21 protein-coding genes and 3 pseudogenes are annotated in these 22,122 nt (G+C 69.4%); 11 read left to right on the top strand and 13 right to left on the bottom strand.

The window, feature by feature from the left end:
* Together SSPN_RS0128085 and SSPN_RS0128090 are read right to left on the bottom strand one after the other, a co-directional pair.
* Entirely contained in the window at positions 1-1,062 is a 1,062-nt protein-coding gene (locus SSPN_RS0128085) for a 2-oxoacid:ferredoxin oxidoreductase subunit beta (RefSeq protein ID WP_010311578.1), read from the bottom strand.
* On the bottom strand, positions 1,059-2,936 hold the full coding sequence (locus tag SSPN_RS0128090) for a 2-oxoacid:acceptor oxidoreductase subunit alpha (RefSeq protein ID WP_010311580.1): 1,878 nt from the start codon (positions 2,934-2,936) through the stop codon (positions 1,059-1,061). The genes SSPN_RS0128085 and SSPN_RS0128090 overlap by 4 nt, the downstream gene beginning before the upstream one ends.
* Positions 2,937-3,342: 406 nt before the next feature.
* Between SSPN_RS0128090 and SSPN_RS58685 the strand changes: the two genes are divergently transcribed.
* The 3 genes from SSPN_RS58685 (at position 3,343) to SSPN_RS0128105 (ending at position 6,402) form a co-directional block, all read left to right on the top strand.
* On the top strand, positions 3,343-4,290 hold the full coding sequence (locus SSPN_RS58685) for an alpha/beta hydrolase (RefSeq protein ID WP_010311582.1): 948 nt from the start codon (positions 3,343-3,345) through the stop codon (positions 4,288-4,290).
* 120 nt (positions 4,291-4,410) lie between these two features.
* Positions 4,411-4,878, top strand: a complete 468-nt coding sequence (locus tag SSPN_RS58690; protein ID WP_010311584.1) for a nitroreductase family protein — start codon at positions 4,411-4,413, stop codon at positions 4,876-4,878.
* A 156-nt stretch (positions 4,879-5,034) separates the two neighbouring features.
* Complete coding sequence (locus SSPN_RS0128105; RefSeq protein WP_010311586.1) at positions 5,035-6,402, top strand: dihydrolipoyl dehydrogenase family protein; 1,368 nt, start codon at positions 5,035-5,037, stop codon at positions 6,400-6,402.
* A gap of 8 nt (positions 6,403-6,410) precedes the next feature.
* On the opposite strand, the gene SSPN_RS0128110 is transcribed toward SSPN_RS0128105, so the two are convergent.
* The 3 genes from SSPN_RS0128110 to SSPN_RS60455 form a co-directional block, all read right to left on the bottom strand.
* The gene (locus SSPN_RS0128110) at positions 6,411-7,646 is read right to left on the bottom strand and encodes a PAS domain S-box protein (RefSeq protein ID WP_010311589.1); all 1,236 of its coding nucleotides are present in this window, start codon (positions 7,644-7,646) and stop codon (positions 6,411-6,413) included.
* A 62-nt stretch (positions 7,647-7,708) separates the two neighbouring features.
* Positions 7,709-8,980: an alpha/beta fold hydrolase gene (locus SSPN_RS0128115; protein WP_010311591.1), complete on the bottom strand. Its 1,272-nt coding sequence runs from the start codon at positions 8,978-8,980 to the stop codon at positions 7,709-7,711.
* A gap of 128 nt (positions 8,981-9,108) precedes the next feature.
* Positions 9,109-9,924 carry a 2,5-dihydroxypyridine 5,6-dioxygenase NicX family protein gene (locus SSPN_RS60455; RefSeq protein ID WP_010311594.1) on the bottom strand — a complete coding sequence of 272 codons (816 nt, stop codon included), beginning with the start codon at positions 9,922-9,924 and terminating at the stop codon, positions 9,109-9,111.
* A gap of 182 nt (positions 9,925-10,106) precedes the next feature.
* Here SSPN_RS60455 and SSPN_RS58705 point away from each other — a divergent pair, with 182 nt between their 5' ends.
* From SSPN_RS58705 to SSPN_RS61835, 6 genes are all read left to right on the top strand, one after another.
* The gene (locus SSPN_RS58705; RefSeq protein ID WP_010311597.1) at positions 10,107-10,247 is read left to right on the top strand and encodes a hypothetical protein; all 141 of its coding nucleotides are present in this window, start codon (positions 10,107-10,109) and stop codon (positions 10,245-10,247) included.
* A gap of 6 nt (positions 10,248-10,253) precedes the next feature.
* On the top strand, positions 10,254-10,376 hold the full coding sequence (locus SSPN_RS61830; protein WP_010311599.1) for a hypothetical protein: 123 nt from the start codon (positions 10,254-10,256) through the stop codon (positions 10,374-10,376).
* On the top strand, positions 10,373-10,762 hold the full coding sequence (locus SSPN_RS58710; protein WP_010311601.1) for an acyl-CoA dehydrogenase family protein: 390 nt from the start codon (positions 10,373-10,375) through the stop codon (positions 10,760-10,762). The genes SSPN_RS61830 and SSPN_RS58710 overlap by 4 nt, the downstream gene beginning before the upstream one ends.
* A gap of 280 nt (positions 10,763-11,042) precedes the next feature.
* Positions 11,043-11,372 (top strand): acyl-CoA dehydrogenase family protein, encoded by a 330-nt coding sequence (locus tag SSPN_RS0128140; RefSeq protein ID WP_010311603.1) that lies wholly within the window; start codon positions 11,043-11,045, stop codon positions 11,370-11,372.
* A 359-nt stretch (positions 11,373-11,731) separates the two neighbouring features.
* Positions 11,732-12,349: a TetR/AcrR family transcriptional regulator gene (locus SSPN_RS0128145; protein ID WP_010311606.1), complete on the top strand. Its 618-nt coding sequence runs from the start codon at positions 11,732-11,734 to the stop codon at positions 12,347-12,349.
* Positions 12,350-12,587: 238 nt separating this feature from the next.
* Positions 12,588-12,710, top strand: a complete 123-nt coding sequence (locus SSPN_RS61835; RefSeq protein ID WP_010311608.1) for a hypothetical protein — start codon at positions 12,588-12,590, stop codon at positions 12,708-12,710.
* An 85-nt stretch (positions 12,711-12,795) separates the two neighbouring features.
* Here the strand turns inward: SSPN_RS61835 and SSPN_RS62255 are convergent.
* From SSPN_RS62255 to SSPN_RS46200, 3 genes and pseudogenes are all read right to left on the bottom strand, one after another.
* Positions 12,796-13,079: pseudogene (locus tag SSPN_RS62255) on the bottom strand (acyclic terpene utilization AtuA family protein); the annotation flags it as partial.
* Positions 13,000-13,170, bottom strand: a pseudogene (locus SSPN_RS63000) (acyclic terpene utilization AtuA family protein); the annotation flags it as partial. The pseudogenes SSPN_RS63000 and SSPN_RS62255, both read right to left, overlap by 80 nt.
* 541 nt (positions 13,171-13,711) lie before the next feature.
* The gene (locus tag SSPN_RS46200) at positions 13,712-14,554 is read right to left on the bottom strand and encodes an enoyl-CoA hydratase/isomerase family protein (RefSeq protein ID WP_010311612.1); all 843 of its coding nucleotides are present in this window, start codon (positions 14,552-14,554) and stop codon (positions 13,712-13,714) included.
* A 407-nt stretch (positions 14,555-14,961) separates the two neighbouring features.
* Between SSPN_RS46200 and SSPN_RS0128170 the strand changes: the two genes are divergently transcribed.
* Entirely contained in the window at positions 14,962-15,654 is a 693-nt protein-coding gene (locus tag SSPN_RS0128170) for a histidine phosphatase family protein (RefSeq protein WP_394378920.1), read from the top strand.
* A gap of 140 nt (positions 15,655-15,794) precedes the next feature.
* Here SSPN_RS0128170 and SSPN_RS46205 read toward each other — a convergent pair whose 3' ends face one another.
* From SSPN_RS46205 to SSPN_RS0128195, 5 genes and pseudogenes are all read right to left on the bottom strand, one after another.
* On the bottom strand, positions 15,795-16,025 hold the full coding sequence (locus SSPN_RS46205; protein ID WP_010311616.1) for a hypothetical protein: 231 nt from the start codon (positions 16,023-16,025) through the stop codon (positions 15,795-15,797).
* Between the two features lie 167 nt (positions 16,026-16,192).
* Positions 16,193-16,384, bottom strand: a pseudogene (locus tag SSPN_RS62260) (LLM class flavin-dependent oxidoreductase); the annotation flags it as partial.
* Positions 16,385-16,469: 85 nt separating this feature from the next.
* On the bottom strand, positions 16,470-18,005 hold the full coding sequence (locus tag SSPN_RS0128185; RefSeq protein ID WP_010311620.1) for an acyl-CoA synthetase: 1,536 nt from the start codon (positions 18,003-18,005) through the stop codon (positions 16,470-16,472).
* 29 nt (positions 18,006-18,034) lie between these two features.
* The gene (locus tag SSPN_RS0128190) at positions 18,035-18,697 is read right to left on the bottom strand and encodes a PaaI family thioesterase (protein WP_010311622.1); all 663 of its coding nucleotides are present in this window, start codon (positions 18,695-18,697) and stop codon (positions 18,035-18,037) included.
* Positions 18,694-19,458, bottom strand: coding sequence for a crotonase/enoyl-CoA hydratase family protein (locus tag SSPN_RS0128195; RefSeq protein ID WP_010311624.1), 765 nt, complete (start codon positions 19,456-19,458; stop codon positions 18,694-18,696). Before SSPN_RS0128195 ends, SSPN_RS0128190 begins: the two co-directional genes overlap by 4 nt.
* Positions 19,459-20,760: 1,302 nt before the next feature.
* Between SSPN_RS0128195 and SSPN_RS0128210 the strand changes: the two genes are divergently transcribed.
* Entirely contained in the window at positions 20,761-21,993 is a 1,233-nt protein-coding gene (locus SSPN_RS0128210) for a lytic transglycosylase domain-containing protein (RefSeq protein WP_010311630.1), read from the top strand.
* The last annotated feature ends 129 nt before the right edge of the window (positions 21,994-22,122 follow it).

Genomic DNA, 22,122 nt, shown 5'->3' on the forward strand with positions numbered 1-22,122 from the left:
TCAGATCGTCCAGGTGTCGCTGCCCGTCAGGAGGGACTGGAGGTCGGCGGGCTTCGCCTGCACCGCCTCCGCCACCTGGGCTCGGGCCAGGTCGTCGTAGGTCGGGCGGTTCACCGCTCGGAAGATGCCCGTTACCGCCGGGTTGAGGTCCTGGCCGCCCAAGCGGGACAGCGCGAAGGCGTAGGACGGGTCTTCGCGGTTGACGTCGTGGACCACCACGTCCGATTCGTCTACTTCGGACAGCTTGGTGACCCGGAAGCCGTCCCGGTCCTGGACCACCCCGTAGCGCTCGTCCTCCGGGCCGAACACGATCGGATCGCCGTGCTTGAGCGCGACGATCCGGCGCTGCTTCTCGTCGTTGTCCTTCAACACGTCGAACGCGCCGTCGTTGAAGATCGGGCAGTTCTGGTAGATCTCCACCAGCGCGCTGCCGCGGTGCTCCGCCGCCGCCTTCAGCGTTTCCGTCACGCTCGCGCGGTCCGAGTCGATCACCCGCGCCACGAACGACGCCTCCGCGCCCAGCGCCAGCGACACCGGGTTGAACGGGTGGTCCAGCGAGCCGACCGGGGTCGACTTGGTGACCTTGCCGACCTCGCTGGTCGGCGAGTACTGGCCCTTGGTCAGGCCGTAGATCCGGTTGTTGAACAGCAGGATCTTCAGGTTCACGTTGCGGCGCAGGGCGTGGATGAGGTGGTTGCCGCCGATGGACAACGCGTCGCCGTCACCAGTCACCACCCACACCGACAGGTCCGGTCGGCTGGTGGCCAGGCCGGTGGCGATCGCCGGCGCGCGGCCGTGGATGGAGTGCATCCCGTAGGTGTTCATGTAGTACGGGAACCGGGACGAGCACCCGATACCCGAGATGAACACGATGTTCTCGCGCTTGAGCCCCAGCGACGGCAGGAAGCCCTGCACCGCGTTGAGCACGACGTAGTCGCCGCACCCCGGGCACCAGCGGACTTCCTGGTCGGACTTGAAGTCCTTCGCCTTCTGCGGCTCGTCAGCGGTCGGCACGCCGGCCAACCCGCCGAGGACCGGGATTCCCAGATCGGTGGTGGTCACGCGGGCACCCCCTGCACAACTTCGGTGAGCACGTTCTGCAGTTCCTCGGCCCGGAACGGGAGTCCGGCGACCTTCGTGTAGGACTGCACATCGACCAGGTAGCGGGCGCGCAGCAGCATCGCCAGCTGGCCGAGGTTCATCTCCGGGATGATCACCTTGTCGTAGCTCCGCAAGACGTCACCGAGGTTTCCCGGCATCGGGTTGAGATAGCGCAGGTGGGCTTGTGCGATCGACATGCCCTGCGCGCGCACCCGGCGGCAGGCGGCGCCGATCGGCCCGAACGACGAGCCCCAGCCGAGCACCAGCACGCGGGCGTCGCCGTCGGGGTCGTCGACGGTGATGTCCGGGACCTGCACGCCGTCGATCTTGGCTTCGCGCAGCCGGACCATCTTGTCGTGGTTGTCCGGGTCGTAGGAGATGTTGCCCTTGCCGTCGGCCTTCTCCAGGCCGCCGACGCGGTGCTCCAACCCGGGCGTGCCCGGCACGGCCCACTCGCGGGCCAGGGTCTCGGGGTCGCGCACGTAGGGCCAGAACTCCCCGGAGCCGTCCGGTGCGTTGGGTTCGGTGGCGAACTCGACCCGCAGGTCGGGCAGCTGATCGACATTCGGGATGAGCCACGGCTCGGAGCCGTTGGCGATCGCGCCGTCGGACAGCAGCAGCACCGGGGTCCGGTAGGCCAGCGCGATTCGCGCGGCCTCCAGAGCGGCCTCGAAGCAGTCCGCTGGCGAGCACGGGGCGATCACCGGTACCGGCGATTCGCCGTTGCGGCCGTAGAGCGCCTGCAGCAGGTCCGCCTGCTCGGTCTTGGTGGGCAGCCCGGTGGACGGCCCGCCGCGCTGGATGTCGCACACCAGCAGCGGCAGTTCCAGCGTCACCGCCAGGCCGATGGTCTCGGACTTCAGCGCCAGCCCCGGCCCGGACGTGGTGGTCACGCCCAGCGCACCGCCGAAGGAGGCGCCCAGTGCCGCGCCGACACCGGCGATCTCGTCCTCCGCTTGGAAGGTCGTGACGCCGAAGTTCTTGTGCTTGGCCAGCTCGTGCAGCACGTCCGAGGCGGGCGTGATCGGGTAGGTGCCGAGGAACACCGGCAGCCCGCTGCGCTGCCCCGCGGCGACGATGCCGTAGGCGAGCGCGGTGTTGCCGGTGATCTGCCGGTAGGTCCCGGTGGGCAGCTTGGCGGGCGCGACCTCGTAGGTGACCGCGAAGGCCTCGGTGGTCTCGCCGTAGTTCCAGCCCGCCCGGAACGCGAGGATGTTGGCCTCGGCGATCTGCGGCTTCTTCGCGAACTTCTCCCGCAGGAACCGCTCGGTGCCCTCGGTGGGCCGGTGGTACATCCACGACAGCAGGCCGAGGGCGAACATGTTCTTGCAGCGCTCGGCGTCCTTCTTGCCCAGCCCGCTGCCTTCGAGCGCGCCCTGGGTGATGGTGGCCATCGCGACCTGGTGCACCGCGTAGCGCTCCAGCTCGCCGTTTTCCAGCGGGTTGGCGTCGTAGCCGACCTTCGAGAGGTTGCGCTTGCTGAACTCGTCGGTGTTGACGATCAGGATGCCGCCGTGCGGCAGATCGCCGATGTTGGCCTTCAGCGCCGCCGGGTTCATCGCCACCAGCACGTCCGGCCGGTCGCCGGGGGTGAGGATGTCGTAATCGGCGAAGTGCAGCTGGAAGCTGGACACACCAGGCAGGGTTCCGGCAGGGGCCCGGATCTCGGCCGGGAAGTTCGGCAGCGTTGCCAGGTCGTTCCCGAAGGCCGCGGCCTCCGAGGTGAACCGGTCCCCGGTCAGCTGCATGCCGTCGCCGGAGTCACCAGCGAACCGGATCACGACCCGGTTCAGCTTCCGGGTGCCGTTCGACCGGTGCCCGTTCGTCGTACTCAATTGGCCCGTTCCCCTTCACCTGCAGGCAACGCTCATCCTGTGGCGAACGATACAGCCCCGGATCTTATTCCGATCACAACCAAGGGCCCACCCCATCACTTTCCGCACGTGCCCGCACGAAACCCCCGAACCACCGCGATCTTCACCGAAACGATCCCGTTCCACATTCGACCGCAGGTGGCGACACCTGTATCGAACTACCCGGAACACGGTGCCCACAACCAGCACGACGCGAAAACTCGGGCGTGTGAGCTCGGCCATACCGATCAACGGGAAATTCATGTGATCCATGACACTTTTCCCGGTTTCTCATGATGTGGGAGCACGTTTCCCCGGAACGGCCGATACCTTCCGCGCGGCATCCTCGGTTTACATCACTGCGATGATCCACTGCACTGGAGGAAGCATGCCGTTGCATCCGGATGCCGAGCCGTTCGTCGCGCTCATACAGGAGTACTTCCCCGACCTCGGCGGCGCGGTCACCGACGCCGCGCAAGCCCGCGCGATGATGTCCGAGGGCGTGGCCGCGCGGCCCTGCCAACCGGTGGCGAAGGTCGAGGACCGACTCATCCCCGGCCCGCCCGGCGTGCAGATCCCGGTGCGCATCTACTGGTCACGAGCCAGCGGCGAGCCAATGCCGGTGATCGTGTACTTCCACGGCGGCGGCTGGGTTCTCGGCGATCTGGAGAGCCACGCCGGCGTCGCCCGCTCGATGGCCAACGGCACCGGGGCGATCGTCATCGCCGTGCACTACCGGCTCGCCCCGGAGCACCGCTACCCGGCGGCCGCCGATGATGCTTACGCCGCAACGCAATGGGCCGCCGAACACGCCGCGGAGCTCGGCGGCGACCCGGCCCGCCTCGCGGTCGCCGGGGACAGCGCCGGCGGCAACCTGGCCGCGGTGACGTCGCTGCGGGCCCACGAGAACGGCGGCCCGGACATCGCCTTCCAGCTGCTGGTCTACCCGGTCACCGACCACGACTTCACCACAGAATCCTATCTGGACAGCGGCCCGGACTGCCTGCTCATGACGAGCCACATGATGTGGTTCTGGGACCAGTACGTGCCCGACGCCGCCGACCGCGACCACCCACACGCCTCCCCACTGCGCGCCGCCGACCTCTCCGGGCTGCCGCCCGCGCACGTCCTGACCGCCAGCCACGACCCGCTGCGCACCGAAGGCCAGCGCTACGCCGAGCGGCTGCAAGCGGCGGGCGTGCCCACCAGCACGCAGCACTGCCCGGGCCTGTTCCACGGCTTCGCCGGCGGCGCCGATCTGCTGCCGCCCGCCGGTGAAGCGATGGCCGAGGCACACCGCGTGCTGCGGGAAGCCCTGAAAACGGAGGAGAAGTGACCGCGCGTTCGCCGTGCGCACTCCCATCCGGCAGAGAAGCTGTTCGAACACCTCGACGCCCGGCGCAGCGTGCGGTTCTTCACCTCCGACCCGGTGCCGCGCGAGGCGATCTAGCTGTCCGTGCGCACCGCCGACACCCCTCCCAGCGGCGCGCACCGGCAGCCGCGGACCTTCGCCGCTGTGCAGGATCCGGCCCTCAAGCACCAGATCGGGTTGGCCGCGGAAGCCGAGGAGAAGGCGTTCTACGACCGCGCGTACCTCCCGCAGTGGCACGTCGCGCTTTCCCCGCTGGAGACCGACGCGAACAAGGACTACCTCGACGTGGTGCCGTGGATCATCGCCGCCTTAGCCCAGAAGTTCCGCGTGACCTGCACCGGCCGGCAGAAGCATTACTACGTCAACGACAGCGTCGGAATCGCCTGCGGCATGTTCGTCACCGCGCTGCACACGATGGACTTGGCGCCCCTGACGCACACGCCCAATCCGATGGGCTTCCTCACCAAGATCCCTGACCGGCCGTCGAGCGAACCCCCTACATCGTGTTCCCGATCGGCTACCCGGCGGCCGACTGCGAGGTCCCTGACCTGACCCGCAAGCCCATCGGCGAGGCGCTGATCTGGCGCTGACACCCGCGGTTCGTCCAAATCGGATCATCCCCACTCGGCCCGGGGCCCGTCCGTTCGGTATTCGAGGTGCGCGCCCCGACCTGCGGTGCTGGGCTGGTAGTCGACAGCGAACGAGGAGGTGGGCGCGGTGGTCGAAGAGGTCGACGTCGTGGTCATCGGTATGGGGCCGGGCGGCGAGGACGTGGCGGGACGGCTGGCGAGCGCGGGCCTGGACGTGGTCGGGGTCGAATCGCGGCTGGTCGGCGGCGAGTGCCCATACTTCGCCTGCATCCCGACCAAGATGATGGTGCGGGCCGCCGACGCCATCGGCGAGGCCCGCCGGGTGCCTGAACTCGCCGGGCAGGCGACCGTGCAGCCGGACTGGACGCCGGTCGCGAAGCGGATCCGCGACGAGGCGACCACCAACTGGAACGACGAGATCGCGGTGCAGCGCTTCGAGGACACCGGCGGCCGGCTGGTGCGCGGCGTCGGCCGGGTCAGCGCGCCCGGCGAGGTCACCGTCGACGGCCAGGTGTTCCGGGCCCGCCGCGGCATCGTGCTCAACCCCGGCACCGATCCGGTGGTCCCGCCGATCGACGGGCTCGCCGAGAGCCCGTACTGGACCAACCGCGACGCGGTGCCCACGACCAGCGCGCCGGAGTCACTGCTGGTGCTCGGCGGCGGCCCGGTCGGGCTGGAGTTCACGCATGTCTTCGCCCGGTTCGGCACCGCGGTGACGGTTCTGGAGATGCATCCGCGGCTGCTGTCGGTGGCCGAACCAGAGGCCTCCGAGGTGGTCACGGAGGCGCTGCGCGCCGACGGTGTCCAGGTACGCACCGGCTGCGCGGTCGACCGCGTCAAGTACGACGACCAGTTCCAGGTGCACCTGGATTCGGGAGAGGTGCTGACCGCCGAGCGCCTGCTGGTCGCCACCGGTCGGCGCACCGACCTGCGCGCGCTGGGGGTCGCGGCCGCCGGGTTGGACGACCAGGCCAGGAGCATCCCGGTCGACGGCCGCATGCGGGCCGCCGACGGCGTTTGGGCGATCGGCGACATCACCGGTCGAGGCGCCTTCACACACACCTCGGTCTACCAGTCCCGGATCGCGGCGGCCGACATCCTCGGCCAGGGCAGCGAGGTCGCCGACTACCGCGCGATGCCCTCCGTCATCTTCACGGACCCCGAGGTCGCCACCGTCGGGCTGACCGAATCCCGGGCCCGGAAGCAGGAAATTCCGGTGCGCACCGCCACCACCCAGATCTCCGCGTCGACGCGCGGCTGGATCCACAAGATCGACAAAGAGGGGATCATCAAGCTCGTCGCCGACGCCGAACGGGGCGTGCTGGTCGGTGCCACCGTGGTCGCGCCCGCCGGCGGCGAGATCATCGGCGCGCTGGCCGTGGCCGTGCACGCCGAGGTCCCGGTGCAGCGCCTACGCGAGATGATCTTCGCCTACCCGACGTTCCACCGGGCGATCGAGGCGACCCTCGCCGAACTGGACGCCTGACGGGCCGGTCAGCGGCCGCCGCCGTGCGCCTCCCGCCGTCGGCGCTTGCTGACGTACATGTCGCGGTCGGCGCTGTGCAGCAGCACGTCCGGCGGGACAGCAGGGTCGGAAGTGGTGGCGTAGCCGACGCTGGCGCGCAGCCGCATTCGGGCCCCGTGGATCTTCACATCAGTGTTCAGGTGCTGCTCCACGCGGTCCCGCAGCGACCGCGCGGCGTCCTCGTCCGGCAGCAGGCTGACCACGACGAACTCGTCGCCACCGATGCGGGCGACGGTGTCACCGGCCCGCACCGCCTGCTGCAGCTCGCGCGCGGTGGCGATCAGCAGCTGGTCGCCCAGCGCGTGCCCGAAACGGTCGTTGACCGGCTTGAGTTGGTCCAGATCGGCCAGCACCACCACCAGCACCCCGTCGCCACGCGCCAGCTGCTGCAGCCCGTGGTCGAGCCGGTCGGCCAGCAGCGCCCGGTTCGCCAGCCCGGTCAGCGGGTCGTGCAGCGCCAGGTGCGCGAGGTGCGCGTCCACCAGGCGCTGCTCGCCGATGTCCTCGTACTGGCTGACGACGAACGCCGGCGCGCCGTCTGCGCCCGGCACGGCGGTCGCCCGGATCAGCATCCAGATCGGGTGGCCGTTCTCGTGCCGGTAGCGCTTCTCGATGCTGATGCTGTCCCGGTTGCCCTCGATGAGTTCGGCGAGAGCGACCATGCCCTGCTCCTCGTCGTCCTCGTAAGTGACGTCGGCGAAAGACATCGACAGCAGCTCCTCGCGCGTGTAGCCGAGCATGCCGCAGAGCGTGTCGTTGACCGCCGTCCACGCGCCCTTTAGGTCCAGCACCGCCATGCCGATCGGCGCGTTGGCGAAGCTGCGCTGCCAGAGCAGCTCCGCCTCCCGGCGCCGGGTGATGTCCTGGAACTGGGACAGGAAGTGGATGGCCCGGCCGTGGCTGTCCCGGATGAACGACCGCGCCACCAACGCCCAGATGACGCTGCCGTCGGAGCGGATGTAACGCTTCTCCAGGAGGTCCGGGGACTCGATCGGCCCGTCCGGATCGATGTCGTCGGGGTGCGTGATGGCCCGGTAGTCCAGGCCCTCCAACTCCTCCCGGCGGTAGCCGAGCATCCGGCACATGGCTTCGTTGACGTACAGGTAGTACCCCTGCAAGTCGAGGATCGCCATCGCACACGCCGCCTGGTCGAAGACGCGCTGCCAGGGCACGCCAGCGGCGAAGTTCGGCTCCGAGGGGGACATGAGAACCGAACCATAGCGGGCCGGACCCCGGCACGCATCGGCGTGGTGGTCCGCCTCGCGTGTCAGGCGTCGCCGCGGTTCATCGCCAGGAGCCGGTCCAGCACCACCGGCGAGGCCTTGACGCCGTCGTGCTCGTACTCGTTGGTGACCCACGTGCGCGCGCCGCGCACCTGCTCCGCCGACTCCAGCGCCTGGTCACGATCGACGAACATGTCGTCGTGGTACACCGCTGAGGCGACCGGAACATCGTTGTGCGCCAACCGGTCGAGGTCGTAGAGGTGCGGCCAGTCCGCCTTGGCGGCCAGCAGCTCGGCTGCCTCCCGGAGTGGCACCAGCGACGGGTCCTGCTCGAACAGCCAGGGGTAGATCATCTCGCCGGTGAAGTTGACCCGCCCGGACCGAGTCCAGTCGAACTCGTCGAACTCCGCGCGCACCCGGTGGGCGGACCACTGCGACGCGGCACCCTGGCAGTAGATGGCCTCGTGCAGCGCGGCGTACAAGGGGCACTCGGCGAAGGAGACCGCAGCGTCCACCCCGCGCAGGAACGTGTCCGAGAGTACGTCGCCGACGAACGCCTCCTCCAGCAGGTAGTGCAGCGCGTCGAACCGCGACGCCTGGCCGAACTGGATGCCTAGCGTCTGGAAGCGCTCCGGCGTCAGCTGCTCCCCCGTCGGCATGATCACCTCACGCTCGGCGAGGTGTTCGACGACGCGCCGCGCGATGGCGGCGTCCTCCGGGTAGCGGGCGAAGTAGGCGTCGTTCTTGCGCAGCGTGCGCGGGTACGCGGCGCGGTAGACGTCGTCGGCGTGCCCGGTCAGGGTCGGGATCCCGCCGGTGATCATCACCTGGCGCAATCCCTCCGGCCCCAGCGACAGGTAGGTCAGCGCGCAGAAGCCACCGAAGCTCTGCCCCAGCACCGACCACGGCTCGTCGCCGATCAGCCGTTTGCGCAGCACCTCGGCGTCCCGAACGATCGAATCGGCCCGCAGCAGGGCCAGGTGCTCGGCCTGCTCGGCCGCCGACAGGCCCGCCAGCGTCTGGCGGTTGGCCGGGGTGCTACGCCCGGTGCCCCGTTGGTCCAGCAACAGCACCCGGTAGTCCTGCAGGGCGCGGCGCAGCCAGGCGCTGGTGCTCAGCGGCCGTTCCGCCTTGCCGCCCGGTCCACCCTGGAAGTAGACCAGCCACGGCAGTGCCCGGTCCTCGTTGCCGGGGGCCACCACCTCCCTCCCGAAGACCTCGATCTGCCCGGCGGCCGGCTCGTCATGGCGCAACGGCACCTGGAAAACGTGGTCCCGGGCCACCAAACCCGGACGGCGATACGTGACGGCGGACATCCGCCCTACCTTCCAACGTGGGCTGGCGTTTCATGGTTCGAGGTTTGCGCTGATCACGGCGGTGAGCCACTCGGCGCGGAGCGAACGGACCGTTCACCTCCATAGACGAGACAAACGGGCCATTCACCTCAAACACCCCTCACCAGCACGCAATGGTGGTGTGGGGCGAACGGACCGTTCGCTCCGATAGACGCGGCGAACAGGCCATTCGCTCCGCTCACGACACCTTGCACCGTCGCGGGTTCCATCGGTACCCGGGGCGCCGATCTCGCGGCAGATCCGCACCAGCTCGGGGTGCACGTGCGGCACGGCTCGCCGCCGATCCACGCGCCCTTGGTGCCGATACCGATCTCGACGCAGCCGAACACCCGCTCATCCTCGGCGATGCGGCCGGTGGAGACCAGCACGCCCGGGTTGAAGCCCAGCGACCAGTGTGTCGACCGGAACATGTTCGGGTCGTCGAAGGACTCAGTCCAGTCGCGGAACACCTCGGCGTCGCGGTCGCCGGTGATCTCGGTGACCATCCCGTTCTCGACCTTGCAGCGCACCGGGGAGCGCAGCAGCCCGATCTCGGCCGGTGGCCACAGCGCGCCGTCGAAAACCAGGGTGCTGTTCTGCCAGATCACGGTCGGCGTGGCGCCTGCGGCGGCGACGGCCTGCGCGGTCAACTCCACGACGCGGCGGTCGGTCGAGGTGTCGCCGGTGGGCACCACCTGCTCGCCCGGCTTGACCAGCATGACCTGCTCGACGAGTTTGCGGGCGCCGATCGCGGCCTCCCACGACAGGTACTCCGGCCGGGATTCGACTCGACTCACATCTTCCACAACTCCGCTTATCTCGCCGCGGGCGAGCCGGTTGGACAGGTCCGTGCCCGCGGCGCGCAGCGGGGCGGGCAGGTCGTCGATCCGGTTGATCGCGCGTTCGGCCGCCAACACCTCCGTCATCGGCGCGCGGGCCGATCAGCGTCAGCGACGCAACTGTCGCACCGGAGAGCAGCAGCGGCACCGCGACGGCGCCGACATTGGCGTCGACCTCACCGTCCGAAACGGACACTCCGGTGTCCCGGACCTCCTGCCGCCGCTGCGCCAGCTCGGCATTGGTGGTGGGGGTGTTCGGGGTGTAGCGGGTGAGCGGTTCGGGTCCGAAGAGCCGCAAGATCTGGACCAGCCAGGCCCACCGCGCGGCGCACGCCTACCTGCTGGCGGGCACCGAGAAGTCCGAGGCCAAGCACGCCGGGTTGACCGAGTTCGTGCTGGACATGAGCTAACCCGGGGTGTCAGTTTCGCCGATCGTCGACATGGCCGGCTCGCACCACTTCAACGAGGTGGTGTTCGAGACCGCATTCGTGCCCGAGGGCCGGGTGATCGGTGTCGAGGGCACGCCTGGCGGTAGGTGACCGAGCAGCTCGCCGACGAACGCGGCGGGCCCGAGCGGGTGCTGTCCACGTATCCCGTGTTGGAGAAGCTGCAGGGCAGCGGCGACGAAAGCCTGCTCGCCGAGATCGGCGAACAGGTAGCCCGTTTGGCGACGCTTCGGGCGTTGGGCGTGCAGGTCGCCGAGGCGGGCGAGGCTCCGGTGCGGGCCGCCGCGACGTTGAAGTACCTCGGCGCGAACTTCGTACGCGACGTGCTCGAATGTGCCCGCCAGGCAACGGATTCCGGTCTCGTCTCGCCCGAGAGCGCGCTGGGCGAGGCCATCCTCGCATCGCCCGGTTTCAGCATCCGCGGCGGCTCCTCCGAGGTGCTGCTGTCCATCCTCGCCAAGCAGGAGGCCCGACGTTGAGCAACTCGCTGATTCACTGAGGTCGCCGCGGACGTGCTGTCCGGGGTTTCGCCGGAGGCTCCGGAGGGTGCGCTGCACCCGTTGTGGCCGACGCTGGTCGAGTTGCGCTGGCCGCAGGTCGGCATCGCTGAGGAGCGCGGCGGAGCCGGCGGGACGCTGGAAGACCTGGCGGAGCTGATCGCCGCGACGGCGGCGAGCGGCGTGAGCGTGCCCCTGCTGGGAATGGCGTTGTCGCAGTGGATTCTCGGCGGGCAGCTCCCGGTCTCCCCCGTACGATGCCGTGCTCGCCCGCGCCGCTGTGCCCAACGCGGCCGCGCTGCTCGGCGCCGCGCGTGCCGCATACGCGCGCACCCGCGAACACGTCACGCAGCGGGAGCAGTTCGGCCGTCCGCTCGTCGCGCTCAAGGCGGTCGCCAACGGTCTGGCCGAGATCCGCATGCACCTCGTCGCCACCGAAGCCGCGGTGGTGCGTGCGGTGCGAATCCACGAAGAAGACTCGGCGGAACGCGCCTTCACCGCTTCGGCAGCCGCGAAGGTCGCGGGTGCGCGGGCGGCCACCAGCATCGCTCGTGCCGCACACCAGCTGCACGGGGCGATGGGCGTGACGTGAGCACGCGCTGCACCACGTCACGCGGAAGTTGTGGGCGTAGCACGATGAATGTGGCAGCGAGCGCCGCTGGTAGACAGAGCTGGGGCGGGCGGCGCTCACCGCAGGCGAAACCGACCTCCAGGTGCGCCTCACAGCCTGAGCTGCCGCCAACCGCGTCGGGCACAGTGCCGATGTCGCGATGCGAGGCCGCGACGGGCAGACGCCGTGACGGAACCACTGGCACGTACCGTCCAGCCTCATCTCGGCGTGAAACATCGGCGGGGTTTTGCGCAACGGCATGCTGAAGGGGCAACCTGGCTGCCCGAATATCCCGTTCCCGCACATGCCCGATCCTGGGCAGCACCCCGTATTCTGTCGGTGTGACGGCGGCATCCGAATCCTCGGCCCACAGCGGCTCCGCCATTCCGCGCGGCCAGGGCGGCGACGCGCTCTCCGTCGCGGCGCGCGAGATCTTCGCCGAGCGCGGATACCACGGCGCATCCATCCGCGACATCGCCAAGCGGGCCGGTTTGAGCCTGTCCGCGCTGTACTACTGGCATTCCAGCAAGCAGGAGCTGTTCGCCGGACTGCTCGAGGACAGCGTCAACGACTACGTGCAGGCCTGCGACGCGGCTCTTCGCGACTGCGGCGACGATCCGGTCGAGCAGCTGCGCGCGATCGTGCGCGCCACGGTGGACTACCGGGTCCGGCGGCGGGTGGAAAGCACCATCGCGGCGCGGGAGATCCGGAACCTCGAGGACGAGCACGCGCGGCGACTCGCCGCGCTGCGCGAGTCGGCGACCCGGCTGTTCCAGGACATCATCGACGATGGCGTGCGGCGCGGGGCCTTCTCCTGCGAGCACCCCGTCGAGGCCCGCCTCGCGATCCAGTCCGCCTGCAACGCGATCCCGCAGTGGTACGACCCGGAAAGCGATGTGGGGCCGGCCGAACTGGCCGACCGCTACGTCACCATCGCGCTGCGCATCGTGGGCGCCTAGCTCCGGCGCGGGACAGCAAACCTGGCCGTTCCTTGTCGACTTCCAGCTTCGTCGAAGTTCTAGCGTCGTGGTCGATGTTTTCCAGCCCGATGGTGCTGTGGGGGACGCTGTTGCAGCCTTCGCGTCGTTGACCCACACCCCGCGTTGCTGTTGCCGCCCTTGTCGCCGCAGCGCGCGTGCGCGAGGTGGCCGACCGGGACGCGTCGCGTTTCGACGGCCGGGTTGGCTCGGGGTCGGGATGCATCGGCTGGACCGGCTGCTCGGTTGCGGTGGCGGGGCGATGGCGATGGCGATGCGGGTGCCGTCGTCGAGCACCGCTTCGTGCGGCAACGCGTCCATCGCCAGCAGCGACGGCCAGTAATCGATGCGCGGTTTGGGCGTGCGACCATGCCTGGCGCCTCGGAGAACCCGGAGAAGTTGCCGCCGACGGCTTGCGGCCCGCCCTCGATGATGTGCCCCGCCACCACCGCTGCGGCGAGGTGTTTCAATCCGTGTGGCACCAGTCGTGCCACCGCGCGGCCGGGCCGACGGTCAGCGAAGCGTCGGTGACCCGCCCGCAGACGACGATGTCGGCGCCTTCGCGCAGCGCGGCGATGCCGCAGCCACCGAGGTAGGCGTTGGCCGCGATCGGCCGCACTCCCCAAGTCCGGCAGCGGTGCCCCGCTGTCGAGGCTCTGCAAGGTTTGCCCGGTGTCCTGCCGGTCGTCCAATGAGGACACGACGTTGTCACCTTCGACGTGCGCGACGCGGAGTTCCACGCCGGCTTCCCGAGCTGGTCGAGGAAGTACTCGACGTAGCCCGGACGGGTGGTCAGCCGCCATGCGTCATCGCGCCCACACTCGTCACCAGCAAGCTCTGCCGATCATCAACTCGAACACCTCCCGCGAAGACTCAAACGCATCCACCGCTTCGTCGTTCGCGTACCCTGACACCGGGCTCCTTCTTGCCGTTTATGGACTTCAGTACCCACAAAATAGCGAGAAGGATCACCACTTGGCAAAACCCCGTGCCGCTGGAAGTCCCACGACGCGGGGTGGTCGCATGCGCCGAAGGCGCATAGCCCAACCTCGCAACCGGCAATGCCGCGGGTTCTCAGCGACCTTCTCACGAGACCCGCACGCCGCGTATTGGTCATACACAAGTCCAGGATCTCGATCTCCCCGGCCGCCCAACGGGTCTTCGCGCGCTCCTCGTCGGCGTTGAAGGCGTCCGAACCGGCGCCGAGGTCCGCGCCGGAGCAGAAACCCCGACCGCGCCCGTGACGATCACGCGCACCGAGTCGTCGGCATCGGCGGCGTCGAACGCGTCGATCAGCTCGGCCGCGAATGACGTACGTGAACGCGTTGAGCTTGTCCGGCCGGTTCAGGGTGATGGCGCGATGCCGTCGGAGACCTCGTAGGCGATCTGCTCGTAGGTCATCGCACCAGCCACTCGCCGGTGAACTTCGGTTCCGCCTTGTTCACGAACGCCTCCCGCGCGGCCAGGTCGCCGGCGGTGGCGAAGTTGATCGTCTGGGCGCGGGCCTCGGTTCTCCAGCGCCTCCCGGAAGCTCTGGTACGAACCGGCGTGCAGCATCGCCTTGCTCTGCGCCACCGCGATCGACGGGCCCTGCGCCAGCCGCCCGGCGAGGTCCGCGACGAACTCGTCGAGCTCGCCGTCCTCCTTCACCCAGGTCACCAGGCCCAGTTCCCGGGCCTCCTCTACGCCGATGATCTCGCCGAGCAGCGCCAGCCGCTTGGCCTGCTGCATCCCGACGATCCGCGGCAGCAGCCAGGATCCGCCGAAGTCCAGCGACAGCCCGCGCTTCGCGAAGATCTGCGAGAACCTCGTATCGGGGGTGGACACCACGAAGTCGTACCCCAGCGCCAGGTTCCAGCCCGCGCCGACGGCTACTCCGCGCACCTTCGTCACTACCGGCTTGGGCAGCTCGTAGAGCGCCAGCGCGATGTCGTTGATCCCGTGCATCCGGTGGAGCGGGCAATACCCGCCGGCGGCCAAGCGGATGCTGCGCGACAACGGCACCTGGCCCGCCACGCTGCGGCGGGAGTACATGCACCTCGTGACCGAACCGATCCAGGGGATCACGGCCACCGGCGTGCGCACCGCCGACGGACAGGTGCACGAGGCCGACGTGCTGATCGTCGCCACCGGCTTCCAGGCCTCGAACTTCCTCATGTCGATGCGGATCACCGGCCACGGCGGCATCGACCTGCACGAGCGGCGGGGGCGGCGACGCACGCGCCTACCTCAGCATCACGGTCCCCGGTTTCCCGATCCTCTTGCTGGTCTACGGGCCGAACACCAACATCGTGGTCAACGGCAGCATCATCTTATTCTCCGAATGCGCCGTGACCTACATCGTCGGCTGCCTGCGGCTGCTGCTGGAGCGCGGCGAGGGCACCCTCGACTGCCGCGAGGAAGCGCACGACGCCTTCAACGTCGACGTCGACCGCACCAACCTGCTGACGAGCTGGGTAAAGTCCATAGTGCACAGCTGGTACGAGCACGGCCGGGTGGTCAGAACTGGCCGTGCTCCCTCATGGAGTACTGGAAACACACGAAACAGCCCAATCCGGCTGACTTCCGGCTACTGGGCGGGAAAGCGAGTGAGCATGCCCGAAGTGGAGTACCGGCAGTCGCGCTTCTCGGCACCTGCCGGGTCCACCGACATCCTGCTGATCCGGCACGGGGAATCCGCCCCGGCGCGCCCGGACCAGCCGTTCCAGCTGGTGGACGGCCAGGGCGACCCGGAGCTCGCCCCAGCGGGCCGGGAGCACGCCGAGCGGGTCGCGGAGCGCCTCGCCGACGTGCAGCTGGACGCGATCTACGTGACCACCCTGCAGCGGACCGCGCAGACCGCCGCGCCGCTGGCGGCCCGCCTCGGCCTGACCCCGCTGGTCGAGTCCGACCTGCGCGAAGTGCACCTGGGCGACTGGGAAGGTGGGCTGTTCCGGCAGAAGGTCGCGCAGAACGACCCGGTGATCCAGCAGATGCACACCGAGCAGCGCTGGGATGTCATCCCGGGCGCGGAGTCCACCGAGGCGCTGACCACGCGGGTGCACGGCGCGATCGAACGCCTCACCGCCGCGCACCCCGACCAGCGCATCGCGGTGTTCACCCACGGCGGCGTCATCGGCCAGGTGATGGCCATTGCTACGGGCTCGCGGCCACTAGCATTCCTGGGAGCGAACAACGGCTCGATCTCGCAGATCGTGGTCACCGGGGGCCGCTGGATCGTCCGCCGCTTCAACGACTCCGCCCACATCGACGACGGCCTGACCAAGACGGCCTCCGCCCTGAGCTGAACGTTTTCCTCAATCCCAGTAGTTGAGAAGCACCTCCCCGAGGTTGGCAGGCCGCCAGTGCTCGAGGTCCCTCGACCGGACATCGGGCCAGGCTGCGGCATCGAGCGGTGCTAGCTGCCGCGTTGCAGGCACGCAGGAACTCACGGATATCCGTCATGTCCGCAAAGTCCTGATCGGGCGGACACTCCGGGGCCGGCGGCGACCTCGAAGATGACTTCGAGACCGTCCTCGCCGTCCCACTGCTCCCCGACCTCGACGTAACCGAACCCGGCGATCGTGGCCAGCGACGCCGCGTTGTCCGGGACGATCGTAGCCCGCATGTTCGGGACCGCGGGGTCGGCGGCCGCGCGGCGCAGCAGCTCGATCAGCATTGCTCACGCGTACCCCCGGCTGCGCGCTCCCCCGGCTGCGCGCTCCCCCGGCTGCGCGCTCCCCCGGCTGCGCGCTTCCCCGGCCGGCTGCGCGCTTCCCCGGCTGCGCGCTCCCGGCAGTATTCGGCCGGGCCGTGCACGACCAGGTCGTCAAGCACGCTGTCCGGGATCGCCGCCAGCGTCGCCGCGCTCATCGCCAGCGTCACCTGGCCCCGGGTGTGGACCGGCACGATCGCGGGGGCCCGCCGCAGCTGCGGCGCACACGCGCTGGCCAGCACCAACGGGGTGAACGCATCGGTGGCGTTCGACTCCGCCGACCACACATCGGTGTAGCCCAAGTCCGGCAGTTCGGCGATCAGCTTCCGCTAGGCGGCCAGCGGTAGCCACTGCAGCCGGACCGTGATCCCCAACGTCGTTCCACGACAATTTCTTTCCGTTGTTGCCTCACGGACGCGCGTAGCGCGCCTTGAGCTTTCCTTTGACCAGCTTGCCGGTGGGGGTGCGCGGCAGCTCGTCGAGGAAGTCCACGCTGCGCGGCGCTTTGTAGTGCGCCACCCGCTCCCTCGCGTAGGCGAGGATCTCCTGCTCCAGCTTCGGGCCGGGCTCGGCGCCGGGCGCCGGTTGCACCACGGCCTTGACCGACTCACCCATCTCGTCGTCGGGCACCCCGAACACCGCGACGTCGAGGATGGCCGGGTGCGGCGCGAGCACGTTCTCCACCTCCTGCGGGTAGATGTTCACCCCGCCGGAGATGATCACGAACGCCTTGCGGTCGGTGAGGAACAGGTAGCCGTCCTCGTCGAGGTAGCCGAGATCGCTCATGGTTGCCCAGTTCTCGTGCGCGTCGTGCTTGACCGACCGAGTCTGGTCCGGATCTCCCAGGTATTCGAAGAGGATCTCGTCGCGTTCGAAGTAGATGGTGCCGACCTCGCCGGGCGGCAGCACGCGGCCCTCGTCGTCGCAGATGCGGACCTCGCCGAGCACCGCGACACCCACCGAACCGGGTTTTTCCAGCCACTGCACGGAATCGATCATCGTCATGCCGATGCCTTCGGTGGCGGCGTAGTACTCCCGCAGGATCGGTCCCCACCACTCGATCATCTGCCGCTTGACCTCGATCGGGCAAGGCGCGGCGGCGTGCACCGCGACCCGGTGGCTGGACAGGTCGTAGCGCCGCCGGATCGCCGGCTCGAGCTTGAGCATCCGGATGAACATGGTAGGCACCCATTGGCTGTGCGTGACGCCGTGGCGTTCGATCGCCCGGAGCGCGCCTTCGGCGTCGAAGCGCTCCATCATCACCACGGTTCCGCCGAGCATGTGCACCGAGGCGCAGTACCGCAGCGGCGCCGCGTGGTACACCGGCGCTGGCGAGAGGTAGACGGTGTCCTCGCCGAATCCGTACATGGCGCGCAGGACTTCGGCGAGCGTGTCCCCGGGTTCGTGCACCTCGCGGTCCGGCAGCCTCGGCTTGATCCCCTTGGGACGCCCGGTGGTTCCGGAGGAGTACAGCAGGTCCGCGCCTCTCGGCTGTACCGCGGGCACCTCGGTGGACGCCGCAGCCAGGGCCTGCTCGTAGTCCTCGTAGCCGCGCACCTCGCCGCCGTAGGCCATCCGCAGGCGCACCCCGGGAACCTGGCCCGCGACTTCCTCCGCGAGGTCCTCCAGAGCCGCCGACACCACCAGCGCGCTGGCGCCGGAATCATTGACTATGTAAGCGACTTCGGCCGCCTGCAGGTGGTTGTTGACCGCGCACAAGTACATCCCGGAACGCACCGCCGCCCAGTAGACCTCGTAGGCGTGGACCGAGTTGTCGGTGAGCAGGGCGACGACGGTGCCCTTGGCCAGCCCGGCGGAGCGCAGCAGGTTCGCCAGCCGCAGAGATCGGTCGTCGAGCTCCCGGTAGGTCAACCGCTCCCCCGAGCCGGCCATGATCAGGGCCGGTTTGTCGGGGTTCGCCGCGGCGTGGATTCCTGGGTACACGCGGCTCCTCCTTGAACCTCATGCGACGGTCACACGATGCGCTCCAGCTCTCCGAACAGTCGCTTGTTCTGCTCGGCGTTGGGCACCATGAAGGCGCCTTCAGCTTCCACCAGCACGGTGTTGGGGTCGTCTGCGGTGCTGATCGTGCCCACCGGGTACGTACACCGCCCGTCGCGCCGCACCACCCGGCCGACGATGCGCAGCGGCGTCGTCAGCGGCACCGGACGCCGGTAGCGCAGCGACAGCTTCACGGTCATGCCGGGCTTGCCGTTCGCCGCCGCGTGCGCGTGCCCGAGGATCTGGTCCAGCAGCATCGCGCTGATGCCGCCGTGCACGTAGCTGGGCGGGCCCTCGTAGGCCAGGCCCAGCGTGCAGGTGCCGATCGCGATCCCGTCGACGATCTCCACCCGCATCGGCGGCGCGATCGGGTTGCCCGGCCCGGCCGCCGGGTTGTAGAGCCGCCGGGGCTGCTCACAATCGTCCACAGTGGGCGGTTGGCCGCGCTCGCGGCGCGCGGAGGACAGCGCTGGCACCAGGCCGCGGACCTGCTCCGCGGCCTCGACGAGGGTCTCGGCGTCGACCTCCGTCGACACCGCAGCCTCCGTCAGCTCGCGCAGCGCGGCGCCGAGCTCGCGCACCGCGCGGCGTCGGTCCCGAAGGTCGGATTCGGCGTCGTACGACAAGGCGCTCACTCACCTCGCCAAACCGGTGCGCGCTTCTCGGCGAACGCCCGCGCGCCCTCCTGGGCGTCGGCGGAGGTGAACACCGGCGCGGTGATCTCGGCCTGGTTAGCGAAGGCCTCCGCGTCGGTCCAGCGGACCACCCCCGCCACGATCTGCTTGGTGGCGCGGACCGCCAGCGGTCCGTTGGCGGCGACCCGGGCGGCCAGCGCCTTAGCTCCGGCCAGCGCCCCGCCGGGCTCGGTGAGCTCGTTGACCAGGCCGTGCGCGTGGGCGACCTCGGCGGTCAGCGGGTCGCCCGTCAACGCGACCTGCATGGCCAGCTGGTACGGCAGCGTCTTCGGCAGCCGCAGCAAACCGCCCGCAGCCGCGACCAGGCCGCGCTTGACCTCGGGCAGACCGAACTTGGCCTCGCGCGAGGCGACGATCAGGTCGCAGCTCAGCGCCAGCTCGCAGCCACCGGCCAGGGCCCAGCCCTCGACGGCCGCGATCAGCGGCTTCGACGGCGGGCGTTCGGTGACCCCGCCGAAACCGCGGCCGGGGATCGACGGCCGCTCGCCGCGGGTGAAGGCCTTGAGGTCCATGCCCGCGCAGAAGGTGCCGCCAGCGCCGGTGAGGATCCCGATGACTGCGTCCGACCGCTCTTCGAGCTCGTCGATCGCGGCGGCCAGCCCCTCGGCCACCGTGCGGTCTACCGCGTTGCGGGCTTCGGGCCGGTCGATCGTGATCACGGCAACGCCGCCGACGATCTCGGTCAGGACGCTGTCACCCACGCTATCTCCTCCGGTTGCAGGCAAAGAGCGACTTCCAGTCTTACCCGCCGGCCACCAGCAGTCCAGACCGACCGTCCGGTCTGAGACAGATCCAACACCGCACAGAGCCATAACCACGACCCAATACAGCCGCATATCCTGCGGTGATGGATCAGCGGTTGGTTGAATACTTCGTGGCGGACATTGACGACAGGAGCTTCACGAAGGCCGCGCAGGCCGCTACATCGCGCAGCCTTCGCGGCCGCAGGCGATCCGGAGCTTGGAGCTCGGGGCAACTGTTCCACCGCACCGGCCGCCAACTGGTGCTCAGCCCCGACTGCGAGGCGTTCGTCGAACCGGCCCGCGACCAGAGCGCGGCCAGCGCGAACAGCACCCGTTTCGTCCCACCCGGCTGCCCACGAATCCGACGGTGAGCCCGGCGACTCTGAACAGGACGAAGAAGGCGCTGCCGATGAAGCCGATCTGCGCCGACTTCAGGCCCGGGTCCTCCGTCAACGGCTGCGCAGTGATGCGAACACCGTCTTGTCGGCCCAGTTGACCACGATGAACAGCACCAGCAGGCCGGTGATGACCCAGGCCATGACCGGCCGGTAACCCGATGGCGAAGTGGCGCCAGGGGTGGCTTAGTGCACTCTGTCGACAGACATGCGCGCGTGGCCCCCTCGGCGGAAGCGGATTGCGGTGCGAATGCCCGGTCGAGTCCTGGGCCAGCACCGGAGGATCAATGTCCACCATTGAACAAGACTCAGGTCACAGTGCCCAAGGGCGAAGCGCTAACGCACCGTTAGGTAGCCCGGCCATCGGTCGTGAGCCTTCCGATGGCCATCGCAACCCGGAGGACTAACACCCTGATCGACAGCCGGACGCCGCAACCGGCACATCAGTCGCCGATCCCTTGCGCATCAACAAGTCCCCCGAACGATAGATCCAGATATCATCGAACAGCCGCGCCGGACGGACGCCAATGCACAAGATGTCCATATCGGACATTTGCGCGGGCTACGGAAATCAGCGGTCGGTGACTGCCCCGGCCCGACGAGGACGCCCGCCCTGGTTGAAATCCTCCGCAGCTCGACATATGGTCGTGCGACTTCGTGGTCGGCAGCCCATGCCCGAACGGCCTCCAGCAACACATTCCCGCGATCAGCCTCCGATCGGTCGTCGTGCCGCTGAGCCGTTCGCCGCAACCTTCTGGTCGCTTGGCGTTCGCGGTTCCGACCGCTTGTGGTGGTTCACAACGCCGTCACCTTCCGGAAAGGTCGGGACTCGACATGGCCAAACCGGCATGGAGGTGACGGGAAGTTGGGTCCGGACGGCCAGTTCAGCCGTGGCGAGCGGTTCGAGCGGTTCACCGCAGTGACGACCGGCCTAATGGTCGCGTTGTTGCCGGTGCTGGCGCTTCGTGGCGACTCCCCGATCGAACCCGCCGACCAGTCGGCGCAGGCCGCGCCGGAACTCCCGCCGGGCGTGGCCGCCGACGGAAAGCTGCCCGTCGACGATCGGATGAGCCCGGAATTCCTGGAAGAGGTGAGCACCGAGCCGGACCTGTCCGCGCACGCCGAGCCCGCCGACCAGGTGCCACCCGGCCCGCTGGGCATCCCGGCACCGGTGCTGGCCGCCTATCAGCGCGCCGAGCGGACGTTGGCACGTACCGATCCGGGGTGTGGCCTGCGCTGGACGGTGCTGGCCGGGATCGGGCGCATCGAGTCGAACCACGCGCGGTCCGGCCGGGTGGACGTGAACGGCCGAACTCTGTCGCCGATCCTGGGGCCGCAGTTGTCCGGTGGACCAGGTATGGCCACCATCCGCGACACCGACGGCGGCCGACTGGACGGCGACCGAACGTGGGATCGCGCGGTCGGTCCGATGCAGTTCATCCCGTCCACCTGGCGCAACCACGCCGCCGACGGCAACGGTGACGGCGTCAGCGATCCCCACAACGTCTTCGACGCGACGCTCGCATCCGGCCAATACCTGTGCAGCGGCAACGGGAATCTCCGCGACCGCGCGCAGCTGGCGGCGGCGGTGTTCCGCTACAACCACTCCGAGTCCTACGTCCGCTCGGTGCTCACCTGGGCCGACGCCTACGCCCGCGGCGCCATGCCCACTCCCAGCGACACTTCGATTCCTGGCGATCCAACCCTTCTCGCGTTCGCCCCGCCACCACCGGGTGTCGCCCCAGTGCCCGCCGCAGGCGCAATGGCCGCTCCCCCGCCCGGCGCGGCTCCACCACCCGCCGCCGCTTCGCCTGCCGCCGCCGCCCCGGCGCCCGCCGCCGCTCCACCTCCCGGCGGAGCTCCGCCACCTCCCCCACCAGGCGCGACCACACCGCCGCCCCCACCGCCGGTAACGACAACGCTTTCCCCGCCACCACCATCGTCCGAGCCGCCACCACCACCATCGTCGTCAGAACCCCCTCCGTCGTCAGAACCCCCTTTGTCGTCCGAGCCACCGCCTCCGGCAAGCTCGGCTCCGCCGCCGAGCAGCTCACAACCACCACCCAGCGGCGCATCGACCAGTTCGCCCAGCACATAGCAGCAGCCATTCTTGGACGCATGGGAATCCCACTGGAATCCCACTGCGGGCCGCCGCATTGGACGGGACCGGCGGGTGAAACCCACCGAGGGCAAGGTCGTGGTGGACGGCTGGAACACCCGCCGACCA

This window comes from Saccharopolyspora spinosa NRRL 18395, from assembly GCF_000194155.1.
GTDB classification, from domain to species: domain Bacteria; phylum Actinomycetota; class Actinomycetes; order Mycobacteriales; family Pseudonocardiaceae; genus Saccharopolyspora; species Saccharopolyspora spinosa.